The 14,412-nt window shown below is 49.0% G+C and carries 12 protein-coding genes; 11 read left to right on the top strand and 1 reads right to left on the bottom strand.

The features are described from left to right. The first annotated feature begins 8 nt into the window (after positions 1 to 8). The 10 genes from VFK44_02545 to VFK44_02500 all read left to right on the top strand — a co-directional run bounded on the left by VFK44_02545 (position 9) and on the right by VFK44_02500 (position 8,595). Entirely contained in the window at positions 9 to 110 is a 102-nt protein-coding gene (locus tag VFK44_02545) for a YjcZ family sporulation protein (GenBank protein ID HET7627244.1), read from the top strand. 106 nt (positions 111 to 216) lie between these two features. Beyond that, on the top strand, positions 217 to 1,125 hold the full coding sequence (locus tag VFK44_02540; GenBank protein ID HET7627243.1) for a rhodanese-related sulfurtransferase: 909 nt from the start codon (positions 217 to 219) through the stop codon (positions 1,123 to 1,125). 112 nt (positions 1,126 to 1,237) lie between these two features. Then, on the top strand, positions 1,238 to 2,404 hold the full coding sequence (locus VFK44_02535) for an acyl-CoA dehydrogenase family protein (GenBank protein ID HET7627242.1): 1,167 nt from the start codon (positions 1,238 to 1,240) through the stop codon (positions 2,402 to 2,404). Next, positions 2,401 to 2,787: a kinase-associated lipoprotein B gene (locus VFK44_02530; GenBank protein ID HET7627241.1), complete on the top strand. Its 387-nt coding sequence runs from the start codon at positions 2,401 to 2,403 to the stop codon at positions 2,785 to 2,787. The genes VFK44_02535 and VFK44_02530 overlap by 4 nt, the downstream gene beginning before the upstream one ends. A gap of 19 nt (positions 2,788 to 2,806) precedes the next feature. Further along, on the top strand, positions 2,807 to 3,595 hold the full coding sequence (locus VFK44_02525; GenBank protein ID HET7627240.1) for an NRDE family protein: 789 nt from the start codon (positions 2,807 to 2,809) through the stop codon (positions 3,593 to 3,595). Continuing rightward, positions 3,574 to 3,819 carry a glutaredoxin domain-containing protein gene (locus VFK44_02520; protein ID HET7627239.1) on the top strand — a complete coding sequence of 82 codons (246 nt, stop codon included), beginning with the start codon at positions 3,574 to 3,576 and terminating at the stop codon, positions 3,817 to 3,819. The genes VFK44_02525 and VFK44_02520 overlap by 22 nt, the downstream gene beginning before the upstream one ends. A gap of 31 nt (positions 3,820 to 3,850) precedes the next feature. Then, positions 3,851 to 5,212: a D-serine ammonia-lyase gene (locus tag VFK44_02515; protein ID HET7627238.1), complete on the top strand. Its 1,362-nt coding sequence runs from the start codon at positions 3,851 to 3,853 to the stop codon at positions 5,210 to 5,212. A gap of 58 nt (positions 5,213 to 5,270) precedes the next feature. Then, positions 5,271 to 6,065 (top strand): thymidylate synthase, encoded by a 795-nt coding sequence (locus VFK44_02510; GenBank protein ID HET7627237.1) that lies wholly within the window; start codon positions 5,271 to 5,273, stop codon positions 6,063 to 6,065. Beyond that, complete coding sequence (locus VFK44_02505; GenBank protein HET7627236.1) at positions 6,062 to 6,544, top strand: dihydrofolate reductase; 483 nt, start codon at positions 6,062 to 6,064, stop codon at positions 6,542 to 6,544. The genes VFK44_02510 and VFK44_02505 overlap by 4 nt, the downstream gene beginning before the upstream one ends. 107 nt (positions 6,545 to 6,651) lie before the next feature. After that, on the top strand, positions 6,652 to 8,595 hold the full coding sequence (locus VFK44_02500) for an aconitate hydratase (protein ID HET7627235.1): 1,944 nt from the start codon (positions 6,652 to 6,654) through the stop codon (positions 8,593 to 8,595). A gap of 54 nt (positions 8,596 to 8,649) precedes the next feature. On the opposite strand, the gene VFK44_02495 is transcribed toward VFK44_02500, so the two are convergent. After that, positions 8,650 to 9,552, bottom strand: coding sequence for a LysR family transcriptional regulator (locus VFK44_02495; GenBank protein HET7627234.1), 903 nt, complete (start codon positions 9,550 to 9,552; stop codon positions 8,650 to 8,652). Between the two features lie 225 nt (positions 9,553 to 9,777). Between VFK44_02495 and gltB the strand changes: the two genes are divergently transcribed. Beyond that, on the top strand, positions 9,778 to 14,382 hold the full coding sequence (gene gltB, locus VFK44_02490; GenBank protein HET7627233.1) for a glutamate synthase large subunit: 4,605 nt from the start codon (positions 9,778 to 9,780) through the stop codon (positions 14,380 to 14,382). The last annotated feature ends 30 nt before the right edge of the window (positions 14,383 to 14,412 follow it).

The following is a 14,412-nucleotide window of genomic DNA, read 5'->3' as shown; positions in this document are numbered from 1 at the left end:
GATCGTGAATGAGCGGTGCCGCCGGAATTGGCGACGGTTTTGTGCTCGTCGTCGTCTTATTTATGTTATTGGTCATCGCTGGAATTCTTTCTTTTCCGGTTGTGTGTTGAACAGCGGAAATGCGCCGCCTTGCGCGGCCTCTTTTTTTGCCCGTCTAAGCGCGATTTGTTATGCTTATGGAGGAAATCTAACATTGAGAACGGACGGGTGACATGAATGAAGAAGGAAAAACCTTATCGTGTATTGCTTTATTATAAATACGTGACGATCGAAAATCATGAGGCGTTTGCCGAAGAACATCTTGAGTATTGCAAGCAGCTCGGTGTGAAGGGCAGAATTCTCGTTGCTGAAGAAGGGATTAACGGGACGTTGTCCGGCACCGTTGAGCAAACGGACGCCTATATGAATAAAATGCACAATGATCCGCGTTTTTCGGATATGGAGTTTAAAATTGACGAAGCGGAGGGACATGCCTTTAAGAAAATCTTTGTCCGTCCGCGCGACGAAATCGTTTCGTTTCGACTAAAGGACGATATCAATCCGAATGAACTCACCGGACAGTATTTATCACCGGAAGAATTTTATGAAGAACTGCAAAAAGAAGATGTCCTAGTCATTGATGCTCGTAATGACTACGAATACCGCATCGGGCATTTTCGCAATGCGATCAATCCGAACATCGAAGCTTTCCGTGAGTTGCCGGAATGGATCGAAAAGAACTTGAAAGACAAGAAGGACAAGAGAATTTTAACGTACTGCACCGGCGGCATTCGTTGTGAAAAACTGACAGGGTATTTGAAGGCGCAAGGCTTTGAAAATGTGGCCCAGCTTCACGGCGGAATCGTCAAGTACGGAAAAAACGAGAAAGTCCAAGGCCGTCTGTACGACGGGAAATGCTATGTGTTCGATGAACGAAGGATGGTTCCGGTCAACCGTACGGAAGAGGATGTGGTGATCGGTGAATGTTATCATTGCGGAAAGACGGAAGACCGTTATGTCAACTGTGCAAATCCAGAATGCAATTTACAATATATTTGCTGTGAAGATTGTGAGCATAAGTATAAAAGATCGTGTTCGAAAGCTTGCCGGGAACATGAACGCAACCGCTATCCGCTCGAAGCATGACAAACGACACACTCTCATCGCCGTGGGATGAGAGTGTTTTCCATATCGGAAGCATGACTTTCTCAGGACGAATCGGACTATGGAATTGAACAACCGGATGGAGGCATTAGAAATGAATCGTTTTGCGGTGACAGAACGCCAAAAGGACCTCGTGAAACGCGCCGAGGTTTTGGCCAAGCGGTTCTCCGACCGTTCAGCGGAAATCGATCGGGAAGCCAAGTTCCCCTTTAAAAATTTCGATGATTTGAAAGATGCCGGATTTTTAAAGTTAACCGTGCCGAAACGCTGCGGCGGAGAAGAAATCACCTTATATGAGATGCTGCTTGTTCTCGAGACTTTAGGAAAAGGCGACGCGTCGACCGCGCTGTCGCTCGGCTGGCATCTCGGCATTCTCATGGATCTGGCATTGCGCAGAGAGTGGGAAAAATTACAGTTTGAGCGGCTGTGCCGGGAAGTTGTTGAGAATCATGCATTAATCAACCGAGCGGCTACCGAACCGGCAACAGGAAGTCCAACGCGCGGCGGGAAACCGACGACGACTGCCGAGAAGCGTGGGGAAACTTGGGTCTTGAACGGAAGAAAGACGTTTACGACGATGGCTCCGGGACTCGATTATGCTATCGTGACCGCATCGGTTGGAGGAAGCGACGAAGTCGGCGGTTTCCTTGTGCCGCTTGATGCCAAAGGGGTTGAGATTGAACCTACTTGGGATACACTTGGGATGAAGGGGACTAGAAGTGACGATCTCGTGATGTCGAATGTTGCGCTTCCTCTCGATGCGAGAGTGGAAACAATGGAAGCAGATTCCGGAAAACGATCGCCGATGGGTTGGCTGCTTCACATTCCTGCGGCTTACTTAGGCGTCGGCGAGGCGGCGAAAGCGTTTGCCGTTCAATTTGCACAAACTTATCAGCCGAACAGTTTACCTGGTCCAATTAAAGAAGTGCCTCATATCCAACAAAAAATCGGCGAGATGGAGCTGGAACTGTTGAAAGCAAGAGCGCTCCTCTATTCGGTTGCAGAAAGCTGGGAAACGAACGCCGCGACACGAGATTTTCTTCAACCCGAATTGGCGGCGGCAAAAACCGTTGCGACGAATGCGGCGGTTCACGTCGTCGACCTTGCCATGCGTGTTGTCGGCGGCCGAAGTCTGTCAAGGACGCTGCCGTTGGAACAGTGGTATCGCGACGTAAGAGCAGGCATACATAATCCGCCCAACGATGACATTACGTATTCAGTGCTTGCCAAACACGCATTTATGGAGGGTGAATTAAGATGAATAAGGATTATGCGCAAGGCGATCTCGTGTATGCCATTTATAAAACAGGGAAATACATCGGAGAAATTGCAGGGAAAGAAGAAGGAAGAGTCCTTGTGAAAATTCGCGCCGTATTGCGTCATCCGACGCAAGGCGATTTGCATTATCCGAATCAAGTGAACGTCGCCTTTCAGCAACGGAGAGCGTTGGCCGAGTTTGAAAAAACTTGGGTGCATCCTGCCTCGATTAAACCGTTTGAAGGCAAGGTTCCGGATTACAACGATTCGTTACGCAACGCGCTTGATGCTGAAATCACAAAATTAAAGGAAAAAAACAACGACTGGGCGCAAAAGTCAATCGAAATGCTGGAAGATTTGCGACGCGATTATTTCAAGAGATCATGAAGAAAGCCGGTGCCGATCGATGTGTTTGATTGCTTTTGCCTACGATGTTCATCCGAACTATAAACTGATCATGGCTGCCAATCGCGACGAATATTATCATCGTCCAACAAAACCGGCGCATTTTTGGCAAGAGGATGTAAACGTGTTGGCCGGCAAAGATTTGGAAAAGATGGGGACATGGATGGGGATCACGAAATCCGGACGGTTTGCGGCCGTGACAAATTATCGCGAACCTGGAAAACGAATGAGTGATAAAAAATCGCGCGGCGACCTCGTCCGCCGTTATTTGTGTGGAAAGGAACATCCGAAGTGTTACATGTCGAGAATCGCCGGTGAGTCTGGGTGTTACGAAGGGTTTAACTTAATTTGCGGTGATCAGCAGTCGGTTTTTTATTATTCGAATCGCGGCGGACCTCCGATCGCGCTCAAATCCGGCGTTTACGGATTGAGCAATGCCCTTCTCGATGATCCTTGGCCGAAAGTGACCTTAGTAAAACAACAACTTCGCCGATGTTTGCGAAACGACACGGTCACCCATGATCAACTGCAGAAAATCATGGCGAATGCGGAACCAGCGCGAGACGAACAATTGCCGGAAACAGGTGTCGGCGCAAAAATCGAGAAACTGTTGTCACCCGTTTTCATCAAAAGTGAAACGTACGGGACGCGTTCGACGACAACGCTTCTTGTTAAGACAGACGGAAGCGTAGATTTTATGGAAAATGTGCACGTTCCGGAAAATCAATCGAAACAGTTCGCTTTTCAAATCGGAGAGGAGCCATCGTTATGGGACAGCAACCGAGAGTAATCGTTTACACGCAGCCTTCATGTCCGCCTTGTACGATCGTGAAACGCTTTTTGAACGATCATCACGTGGCTTTTGAAACAAAAGACGTTTCACAAGATGCCAAAGCGCGTGAGGAATTAATCCATCGCTACGATTCGATGTCTACGCCGACCGTTGTCATTGGAGACGAGGTGATCGTCGGGTTTGATCAGGAGCGGATGACACGCTTATTAAATTTAGAATGACTGCCGGCAAGAAGGCGGCCGGTTGAGAGGGGTGGTTGGATTGAACGAGCGTTTCCTATTCGGCCGAACAAAACAACAATGGCTGAACAAGTTACCGTTGCTTAAACAAATTGTAAATCTAGAACCGGTGTTTTGGGAAAACCGTTTTGAACGCAAAATGGGCTTGATGAAAGATTTGCCTGTTACGTTCGAAGACATGAAAGAAGCGGATGCTCGATTTCGGCGATTCGAGCCCTTCTTTGAAGCAGCGTTCCCTGAAACGCGGCAAAATCACGGTTCGATTGAATCACCGTTGCGGATCATTCCAAAAATGAAAAAACAGCTGGAAGCGCAGTACGGGCATCCCATCGAGGGCTCTCTTTATTTAAAAGGCGATTACGAGTTGCCGATTGCCGGGTCTGTCAAAGCGCGCGGCGGCATTTATGAAGTTTTGAAACATGCAGAAGATTTGGCCCTTCAGCATCGGATGCTCAGTATCAACGATTCTTACGCCCGGTTTGCTTCCCCCGCCTTTCAATCGTTTTTCAGTAATTATTCAATCGCGGTAGGATCAACAGGCAATCTCGGATTGAGCATCGGTATGATCGGAACGAAACTCGGATTTCACGTAGATGTTTATATGTCAAAAGACGCGAAACAATGGAAAAAGGATTTGTTGAGAGAAAAAGGTGCTGTCGTGCATGAATTCGAAAGCGACTTCAGCAAAGCTGTGGCTGCCGGAAGAGGGAAATCGGCCGAAAATCCAAACAGTTATTTTGTCGATGACGAAGATTCCCGTGATTTGTTCCTTGGTTACAGTGTGGCAGCGTTTCACCTGCGCAAGCAGCTGGAATTAAAACGCATCAACGTCGATCGTGATCATCCGTTGTTCGTCTATTTGCCGTGCGGAGTCGGCGGAGCCCCCGGCGGCATCACTTTCGGATTGAAACAATTGTTCGGCCGGCATGTCCATTGTTTTTTCGTCGAGCCGACGCACGCACCGTCCAGTTTACTCGGCATGTTGACCGGTACTCATCATAAGGTCAGCGTTCAAGATTTCGGAATCGCTGTTCACACCGAGGCGGACGGACTTGCCGTAGGAACACCGTCTCGGTTCGCGACGCCGATCAACGAAACGTTGGTCAGCGGGATTTTCACGGTAGAAGACGATGAGTTGTTTAAAATGCTCACGTTGGTTTTCGATACGGAACGCGTTAAACTCGAACCTTCGGCTTGTGCTTCTCTATACGCGGCGGCCCGGCTCATGGAGGAGAGCGATTATTTAAGAAAACAAGGATTGACATCCGAGCGGATGGCCAATGCCACTCACATTGCATGGGCAACCGGCGGTGCGCTCGTCCCCGGCCGCGAAATGAACCGGTTTTACGAAAAAGGAAAAAATCTGCTGTTTTGAGACTGTTCGACGTACTGCGTTTCTTGTACAATGGTAAGAGATTGAAGGGGGCGATGAAATGAGGCAATATTTGGATCTTTGCAGACACATTTTGCAAAACGGAACGGAGAAAAGCGATCGAACGGGCACAGGGACATTAAGCGTCTTCGGGTATCAGATGCGATATGATTTGCAGGAAGGCTTTCCGCTGCTCACAACGAAGAAACTGCATTTGAAGTCGATCATCCATGAACTGCTTTGGTTTTTGCGCGGCGATACGAATGTGAAGTATTTGCGCGAGAACGGTGTGAGCATTTGGAACGCATGGGCCGATGAAAACGGCGAACTCGGACCCGTTTACGGTAAGCAATGGCGTTCATGGCCGAAACATGACGGTCAAACCGTTGACCAAATTGCAGATGTGATCGAAGCGATTCAAACGAATCCGAATTCACGGCGTTTAATTGTCAGCGCATGGAATGTAGGCGAGCTTGATGAAATGGCGCTTCCTCCGTGCCATTTGCTGTTCCAGTTTTATGTGGCGAACGGCAAACTTTCTTGCCAGTTGTACCAACGGAGCGCCGACACGTTCTTAGGCGTACCTTTTAACATCGCTTCGTATGCATTGTTGACACTCATGGCTGCTCAAGTATGCGATCTTGAACCTGGTGAATTCATCCATACGCTTGGTGATGCGCACATTTACTTAAATCATGTCGAACAAGTGAAAATGCAATTGGAAAGGGAGCCGCGTCAGCTGCCGAAATTGACGGTGAATCCGGAAGTGAAATCGATTTTCGACTTCCGATACGATGATTTCACATTATCTAATTACGATCCACATCCTCACATTAAAGGGAAGGTATCGGTATGATTTCGTTTTTGTTTGCCATGGGCAAAAACCATGTCATTGGCAAGGATAACGCAATGCCGTGGCATTTGCCGGCGGATCTCGCTTATTTCAAAAAATTAACGGTTGGCCATTCGGTGATTATGGGCCGGAAAACGTTCGAGTCGATCGGACAAGCTTTGCCGGACCGCCGCAATATTGTCGTCACGACTAACGAGACCTTTAAAGCCGAAGGTTGCGAAATCGTTCATTCCGTACGGGAAGCTTTGGATCTCGTAAACGGTGAAGATGAAGCTTTCGTGATCGGCGGAGCGAAACTGTTTGAAGCGTTTTATCCATATGCCGACCGGTTGTACGTGACGGCAATTGACGAATCGTTTGAAGGAGACACATTTTTTCCTGAAATCGATGCCGAACGATGGAAACAAACCTACATAAAGCCCGGTGAACGAAACGAGAAAAATCCGTACGACTATGCGTTTCTCGTCTATGACCGGAGATAGCTGACCCCGCCGATGCGGGGTTTTTTTCATGGAAGCGTTTGAAAACAACCGATTTCGGCAAAATAATGAATAAATGCTTCAATTGAAGAGAATAAAGGAGGGAAACGATGGCGTTAAACGTGGCCCAAAAATTGATTAAAGACCACCTTGTCTCTGGCGAAATGAAACCGGGAGAAGAAATTGGCTTAAAGATTGACCAGACGCTCTGCCAAGATGCGACCGGAACGATGGTGATGCTCGAATTGGAAGCGATGGGACTGGATCGTGTAAAGACGGAAGCGTCCGCCCAATACGTTGACCATAATCTTATCCAGGAAGACAGTAAAAATCCTGACGATCATTTGTTTCTCGAAAGTGCGGCGAGACGATTCGGTCTGTACTTTTCACGGCCGGGAAACGGTGTCAGCCATCCGGTTCACATGCAACGGCTGGCAAAGCCGGGAAAAACGTTGCTCGGTTCCGACTCACATACGTGTGCTAACGGCTGTATGGGCATGCTGGCCATCGGTTCTGGAGGCATTGAAGTGGCGATGGCGATGGCTGGAAAGCCGTTTTACGTGAAAATGCCGGAAATTTGGGGTGTGAAGGTAACCGGTCATTTGCCTGATTGGGTAAGTGCAAAAGACGTTATATTGGAAATGTTGAGGAGGCACGACGTGAAAGGAGGCGTCGGCCGCATAATCGAATATTATGGTCCCGGGCTGAAGCATTTATCGGCGATGGACCGTCATGTCATTGCGAACATGGGTGCCGAACTTGGTGCGACTGGGACGGTATTTCCATCGGATGATGAAATTAAGCGTTTCCTGAAAACGGAAGGAAGAGAGCAAGATTGGAGCGAGCTTGTCGCAGATGAAGGAGCGAAATACGACATTGATGAGGAAATCAATCTTTCTGAACTAGAACCGTTGATTGCTAAACCGTCGAGTCCCGGCAATGTTGTGCCGGTTCGTGAAATCGCAGGGGAACCAGTTTATCAAACATATATCGGCTCTTCAGCCAATCCTGGGTTTCGTGATTTTGCAATGGCATCGAAAATAGTCGAAGGGAAGACGGTTGCCCATGGAGTATCGCTAGACGTGAATCCGACCTCGAGGCAAATGCTCGCCGATTTAGCGAAAGAAGGGCATATCGCCAATTTCATTCAAGCGGGAGCACGATTGCACCAAGCTGGATGCAACGGCTGCATCGGGATGGGGCAAGCGCCGGCCACGGGCAGAAACAGTTTGCGAACGACGCCGCGCAACTTCCCCGGCCGATCGGGAACGAAAGAAGACAGTGTCTTTTTATGCAGTCCGGAAACGGCCGCGGCATCCGCATTGTACGGAGTGATTACCGATCCGCGCGAATTGGATATGAAATATCCGGAAGTGAAGCCGCCGAAGCACCCGACGATCGATGAAAACATGCTGGATGATCCGCTTCCGGAAGAAGACGCTAAAAAAGTCGAGCTCGCCAAGGGGCCGAACATTGCCTCGATACCGGAAATGGATCCGTTGCCGGAAAAGTTGGAGCTTGAAATTTTATTAAAAATGGGAGACAACATCTCCACTGACGAAATTTTGGCTGGCGGCGCGAGGGTGTTGCCTTATCGAAGCAACCTTCCGAAAATCAGTGAGTTTTCGTTTGAGATTATCGATGACAGCTATTATTCGCGCGCGATGGACATTCGTGACGAAGGCGGCCATGCGATCGTCGGCGGTTACAATTACGGTCAAGGATCGAGCCGGGAACATGCGGCGCTCGCACCGAGATATCTCGGCCTGAGGGTGGCACTCGCGAAAGACTTTGCCCGCATTCATTGGCAAAACTTAATCAATTTCGGCGTGCTGCCGCTCACTTTTACGAAGGAAGACGACTTTGAACAGCTTGAGCAAGGCGATGTGATCGAACTCAGCCAATTGCATGATCAAATCACTCAAGGCAATGAAGTACAAGTAAAAGTCAAAGGGAAGGAGCTTTCGTTTACCGCCCACCACTCTCTGTCACCGCGGCAAATCGACGTGGTGTTAGCCGGCGGACAGTTGAATTGGGTGAAAAAGAATCATTGATTTCAGGGCAAGAAACCGGTAAGGAATTGCGTGCCGGTTTCTTGCTTTCCTTGTTCAGCGGCCGAATTGCGTCAATTTTTCATAAAAATCGTTCAAAAAATCGACGAGCAATCGTTCCGAAGGCGACATGGCGCGGTTTTTCGATACGATCACGCCGACGGTCCGGTTAATATTCGGTTCACTGACTCGTACGGTCATCGTGTCGCGTGGAATGTTTTGCGAGACCGTCGTTTCCGGAAGCAACCCGACGCCGATGCCGGCGGCGATTAAATTTTTGATCGTGTCGATGTCTTCTCCTTCGAAAGCGATTTCCGGCTCAAAACCGGATTGCTGACACGCGTGCAAAATAAGATTTCTTCGCAAACCGGTGCGAAACAACACGAACGGGTCATTGCGCAGTTCATCAAGTCGTATGCTTTCTCTTTCCGCATACAAATGATCGCGCGGCAACAAGGCTACCATGTTTTCGGTGAAGAAAATTTTTCCGGTGACGTCTTTTTCGTTCATGGGGACAGGCGTGACAAAAGCAACATTCAAGCTGCCTTTTTGCACCGCGGCCAACAAATATTTCAAACTTCCTTGCTGGACTTGGAGGCTGATGTTCGGATATTGATGGCGGAAGGATGAAATGACGACCGGAAGCGTGTTAGCCGATAAACTATTCGGAAATCCGATTCGAATCACGCCAGTTTCCGGATTGAGAAATTCGTGGATTTTTTCCACCGCGTGATCAATTTCCAATAATGCCAATTCGACGTGTTCGAGAAAGACTTTTCCGACGGGTGTCAATTTCACGTTCCGGCCGTCCCTCTGAAACAGCTTGACGTTCAATTCTTCTTCAAGATTGGCGATTTGCCGGCTGACCGCAGATTGCGCGACATGCAAATTTACAGCGGCTGCCGTTACATGTTCCATTTTTGCAACTTCAATAAAGTATTTAATTTGCCGCAGTTCCATCAGACATCTCCTCGATTCATAACAAAAATAGATCAATATCATCTAAATTATATATTGAAGCGATCAATCAATGCCAGTAAAATATTAATTAACAGAAAGTTTTTTACAGTTACGGTCAATCCGATTTACGGAGAGGATTGCTGCTCGTCAACAATATACTGGAAACGATCGGAACGGACTGGGTCTGTTGCACGTTTTGGAACAATATGGAGGAGGGGTGAAGCCATGAAACAGAAAAGACAAGGATTGTATGATCCGATTTACGAACATGATGCGTGCGGGATCGGATTTTTTGCAAATCTAAAAGGAAGAGCTTCACACGAGACAGTAGAAAAAGGATTGACGATGCTTCAACGCCAAGAACACCGCGGCGGAAAAGGAAGTGACGGTAAGAGCGGCGATGGGGCGGGAATCATGCTCGCGATTCCGCATAAATTTTTTGTTTCTCATACCGATATTGCGCTTCCCGAGCAAGGGGAATACGGCGTGGCCATGGTGTTTTTGCCGAGGGATCCGATGACGAGAAACCGTTGTGAACAATCATTTGCTGAGATGGTTTCCAAGGAAGGTCAGCAGCTGCTCGGTTGGCGCACGGTACCGGTCGATGAATCTGTTTGCGGGGAGAGTGCCTTGGAAAGCCGTCCTTTTATTCGGCAGCTTTTTATCGGAAAAGGGGACGCAAACTTATCCCGCACTGAATTCGAACGAAAACTGTATTTGATACGCAAACAAGTGGAAAAGTCGTGCGCATCTTTCGTTTCGGACGAAGAAACGTTTTATGTGGCGAGTTTGTCGACGCGTACGATCGTATTCAAAGGAATGCTCATGCCTGAACAAATTGACCGCTTTTACGTCGATTTGCAAGACGAAACGTTTGTTTCTCATTTTGCATTAGTGCATTCCCGCTTCAGCACGAACACGTTCCCGAGCTGGGAGCGCGCACATCCGAACCGTTATCTTGTTCATAACGGTGAAATCAACACGTTGCGCGGAAACATGAATTGGATGAATGCCAGGGAAAAGTTATGTGCATCCCATGCTTTTGGCGAGGACATTGATTCCTTATTGCCTGTCATTGATTCAGAAGGCAGCGACTCAGCAGCACTTGACAGCGTGCTCGAGTTTTTGACGCTCGGCGGCCGTTCTTTGCCGCATGCTGCCATGATGATGATTCCAGAACCGTGGGATCGTGACGATTCAATGGAAGATCCTCTCAAGGCGTTTTATGAATATCACAGTATGTTAATGGAACCGTGGGACGGACCGACATCAATCGCTTTTTGCGACGGCACCCAAATCGGTGCGATGCTTGATCGAAACGGTTTGCGCCCCGGGCGCTATTACATTACGAACGACGACCATATCGTTTATGCGTCCGAAGTCGGCGTGCTTGACGTACCGGAAGAAACGATCGTGCATAAAGACCGGCTTCAGCCCGGCCAACTATTGCTTGTAGATTTTCACGAACAGCGCATCGTCCCTGACGAGGAAGCGAAACGAAGAATTGCTGAAGAACATCCGTACCGCGAATGGTTGAATCATTTCCTCGTCCATGTAAACGAATTGCCGGACGTGCGTGCCGAACATGATGTAGAAAACGATACACTGTTGCAGCGGCAAGTGGCGCATGGTTATACGTATGAGGAATTAAACAAGAACATCCTGCCGATGATCACCGAAAAGAAAGATCCCGTCGGTTCGATGGGTTTTGACGCTCCGCTCGCCGTATTGTCGAAAAAACCTCAGTTGCTTTACAATTATTTCAAGCAATTGTTTGCGCAGGTGACGAATCCTGCAATTGACAGCATTCGGGAAGAATCGATCACTTCCACGATGACGACGATTGGAGCGGAAGGGAATTTGCTTGAACCGACTCCACAGAGTTGCCAGCACATTCGCTTGGAATCTCCGCTCATTGGCAATGATGTGTTGGCTAGATTGCGTGCGAACGCTCATCCGGCATTCCATGCAAAAACGATTTCTGCCGTTTTCCCGGCAGACAAAGGGACGGATGGCCTTGAGCCATCGCTTGAGCAACTGTTTGCCAAAGCCGATAAAGCTGTCGCTGACGGGCATACGATTCTCGTTCTTTCGGACCAAAACATGGATGAACGGAAAGCGGCACTTCCGATGTTGCTGGCTGTATCCGGGTTGCATCATCATTTGATCCGCAATGGCACGCGGACGAAAGTAAGCTTGATTGCCGAAACGGGGGAAGCCCGGGACGTCCATCAATTCGCGATGTTAATCGGTTATGGTGCAGATGCGGTCAATCCTTATCTGGCCATTTCAGCAATCAAACAAATGGTTCGTGATGGAAGTATTGACGGATATGATTTTCCGGAAGCGGTCGAACGTTATTTAAAAACCGCGATTTCCGGTGTGGTGAAAGTGTTGTCGAAAATGGGAATCTCCACGATCCAAAGTTATCGCGGCGCGCAAATCTTTGAAGCCATTGGGATCGGCTCGGATGTAATTGAGCGATATTTTGCGGGGACCGCTTCGCAAATCGGCGGCATCGGCCTGGAGACCATTGCCGAAGAGACGTTGTTGCGCCACCGCCGCGCGTATAACAATCAAGGGTTTCAAGAGCGTACGTTGGATTCTGGAAGTGATTTTCAATGGCGCCACGACGGGGAATATCATAAGTTTCACGCGAAAACGATTCATACGTTGCAGCAAGCAGTTCGAAGAAACGACTACGAATTGTATAAAAAATATTCCCAGCTTGCCGACGAAGAAGAAATTACGTTCCTCAGGGATATGCTGACGTTCGCTGATGACAACGACCCGGTCCCATTGGAAGAAGTTGAGCCGGTCGAATCGATCTTTCGCCGTTTTAAAACCGGTGCGATGTCATACGGATCGATCAGTCAAGAGGCGCATGAGGCACTGGCCATCGCCATGAACCGTATTGGCGGAAGAAGCAACAGCGGGGAAGGCGGCGAAGATCCAAACCGGTTTACACCGGATTCAAACGGAGACTTGCGCCGCAGTTCGATCAAACAAGTCGCGTCCGGTCGTTTCGGTGTTTCCAGCCATTATTTAACGAACGCCGATGAAATCCAAATTAAGGTGGCGCAAGGGGCCAAACCCGGAGAAGGCGGACAATTGCCCGGATCGAAAGTGTATCCGTGGATTGCTGAAGTTCGCGGATCGACGCCAGGTGTCGGGTTAATTTCGCCGCCGCCGCATCACGATATTTATTCGATCGAAGATCTCGCGCAATTGATTCATGATTTAAAAAATGCTAATCCGAGTGCGCGAGTTAATGTAAAATTGGTATCGAAATCCGGTGTGGGAACGATTGCCGCCGGTGTGGCGAAAGGTTTAGCGGATGTCATTTTGATCAGCGGATACGAAGGTGGAACGGGTGCAGCGGCGAGAACAAGTATTAAGAACGCTGGTCTCCCGTGGGAGCTCGGGTTATCGGAAACGCACCAAACGCTTGTATTGAACGATCTTCGCGACCGCGTCGTCCTCGAAACGGACGGAAAAATGATGACTGGACGCGACGTCGTCATGGCTGCCCTATTAGGTGCCGAAGAATACGGCTTTTCAACAGGACCGCTTGTCGCACTTGGTTGCGTCATTATGCGTGCCTGTCACTTGAACACATGTCCGGTAGGCATTGCCACGCAAGATCCCGAACTGCGAAAGAAGTTCATGGGAACACCGGATCACATTGTGAATTTCATGACGTTTATTGCACAAGAAGTTCGTGAAATTATGGCAATGCTTGGATTTCGCACGATTGATGAAATGATCGGCAGAACGGATCAGTTGCATGTCAGCGAAAAGGCGAAAACGCATTGGAAAGCGCAATCGCTAGACTTAAGTCAATTGCTGCACCGGCCGAATGTTGCGGAGACGATCGGAAGATACAAACAACGCGAGCAAGATCACCAGCTGGATCTTGCGATCGATCGCCAAGAGTTGATCGAGATATGTGCGCCGGCGCTTCATGAGCGCAAGCCGGTCCGCGCGGTGTTGCCGATAAAGAATACGAACCGCGTTGTCGGCACAATGCTCGGGCATGAAGTGACAAAGCGCTATGGCGCTGAAGGACTGCCGGAAAACACGATCAATTTGTATTTCAAAGGATCTGCGGGACAAAGCTTTGGGGCTTTCGTGCCGAGAGGCATCACGCTTCATCTCGAAGGAGATGCCAACGATTACGTCGGAAAAGGATTGTCAGGCGGAACAATCATCATCCATCCGTCGAAAAAGGCGTCCTATTCCGCGTCTGATAACATCGCCATCGGCAATGTCGCTTTTTACGGTGCGACTTCCGGTGAAGCATACATCAACGGGCGCGCGGGTGAAAGGTTTTGCGTAAGAAACAGCGGTGTCCGCGCCGTGGTCGAAGGCATAGGCAATCACGGATGCGAATACATGACAGGCGGGCGTGTCGTCGTTCTTGGTTCGGTCGGAAAAAATTTCGCCGCAGGCATGTCAGGAGGCATCGCCTACGTCCTTCCCGTTGACGGCGAAGAAGGATTCCGTAACTCATGCAATCCCGGCATGGTTGAATTGGAATCTTTGCAATCGTATGACGAGATTAACGAAGTGAAACGCATGATCGAAAATCATGTCGCGCACACGAACAGCACGATGGGCAAAATGGCGTTGCATCACTGGAACGAGACGGTTGCTAGAATGATTAAAGTGATCCCGAAAGATTATAAACAAATGCTTCAATCGATCGAGCACGCGAAACGGCTCGGTTTGAACGACGAAGATGCGGCAATGGCGGCGTTCGAGATGAGAAAATCCGGCATTTCCGTTGAAGCGATTGTCGAAGAACGACGGGAACCGGTAGAAAACTGAAGATTTCCCGATAAGGGAAAGTAAGGAGGG

This window comes from Bacillales bacterium, from assembly GCA_035700025.1.
GTDB lineage: Bacteria > Bacillota > Bacilli > Bacillales > DASSOY01 > DASSOY01.
This window is presented reverse-complemented; position numbering and strand designations above follow the sequence as displayed.

Excerpts from the sequence above, each read along its gene's own strand:
- VFK44_02545 (HET7627244.1), top strand. The coding sequence starts at position 9 with ATGAGCGGTGCCGCCGGAATTGGCGACGGTTTTGTGCTCGTCGTCGTC.
- VFK44_02540 (HET7627243.1), top strand. The coding sequence starts at position 217 with ATGAAGAAGGAAAAACCTTATCGTGTATTGCTTTATTATAAATACGTG.
- VFK44_02535 (HET7627242.1), top strand. The coding sequence starts at position 1,238 with ATGAATCGTTTTGCGGTGACAGAACGCCAAAAGGACCTCGTGAAACGC.
- VFK44_02530 (HET7627241.1), top strand. The coding sequence starts at position 2,401 with ATGAATAAGGATTATGCGCAAGGCGATCTCGTGTATGCCATTTATAAA.
- VFK44_02525 (HET7627240.1), top strand. The coding sequence starts at position 2,807 with ATGTGTTTGATTGCTTTTGCCTACGATGTTCATCCGAACTATAAACTG.
- VFK44_02520 (HET7627239.1), top strand. The coding sequence starts at position 3,574 with ATGGGACAGCAACCGAGAGTAATCGTTTACACGCAGCCTTCATGTCCG.
- VFK44_02510 (HET7627237.1), top strand. The coding sequence starts at position 5,271 with ATGAGGCAATATTTGGATCTTTGCAGACACATTTTGCAAAACGGAACG.
- VFK44_02505 (HET7627236.1), top strand. The coding sequence starts at position 6,062 with ATGATTTCGTTTTTGTTTGCCATGGGCAAAAACCATGTCATTGGCAAG.
- VFK44_02500 (HET7627235.1), top strand. The coding sequence starts at position 6,652 with ATGGCGTTAAACGTGGCCCAAAAATTGATTAAAGACCACCTTGTCTCT.
- VFK44_02495 (HET7627234.1), bottom strand. The coding sequence starts at position 9,552 with ATGGAACTGCGGCAAATTAAATACTTTATTGAAGTTGCAAAAATGGAA.
- gltB (HET7627233.1), top strand. The coding sequence starts at position 9,778 with ATGAAACAGAAAAGACAAGGATTGTATGATCCGATTTACGAACATGAT.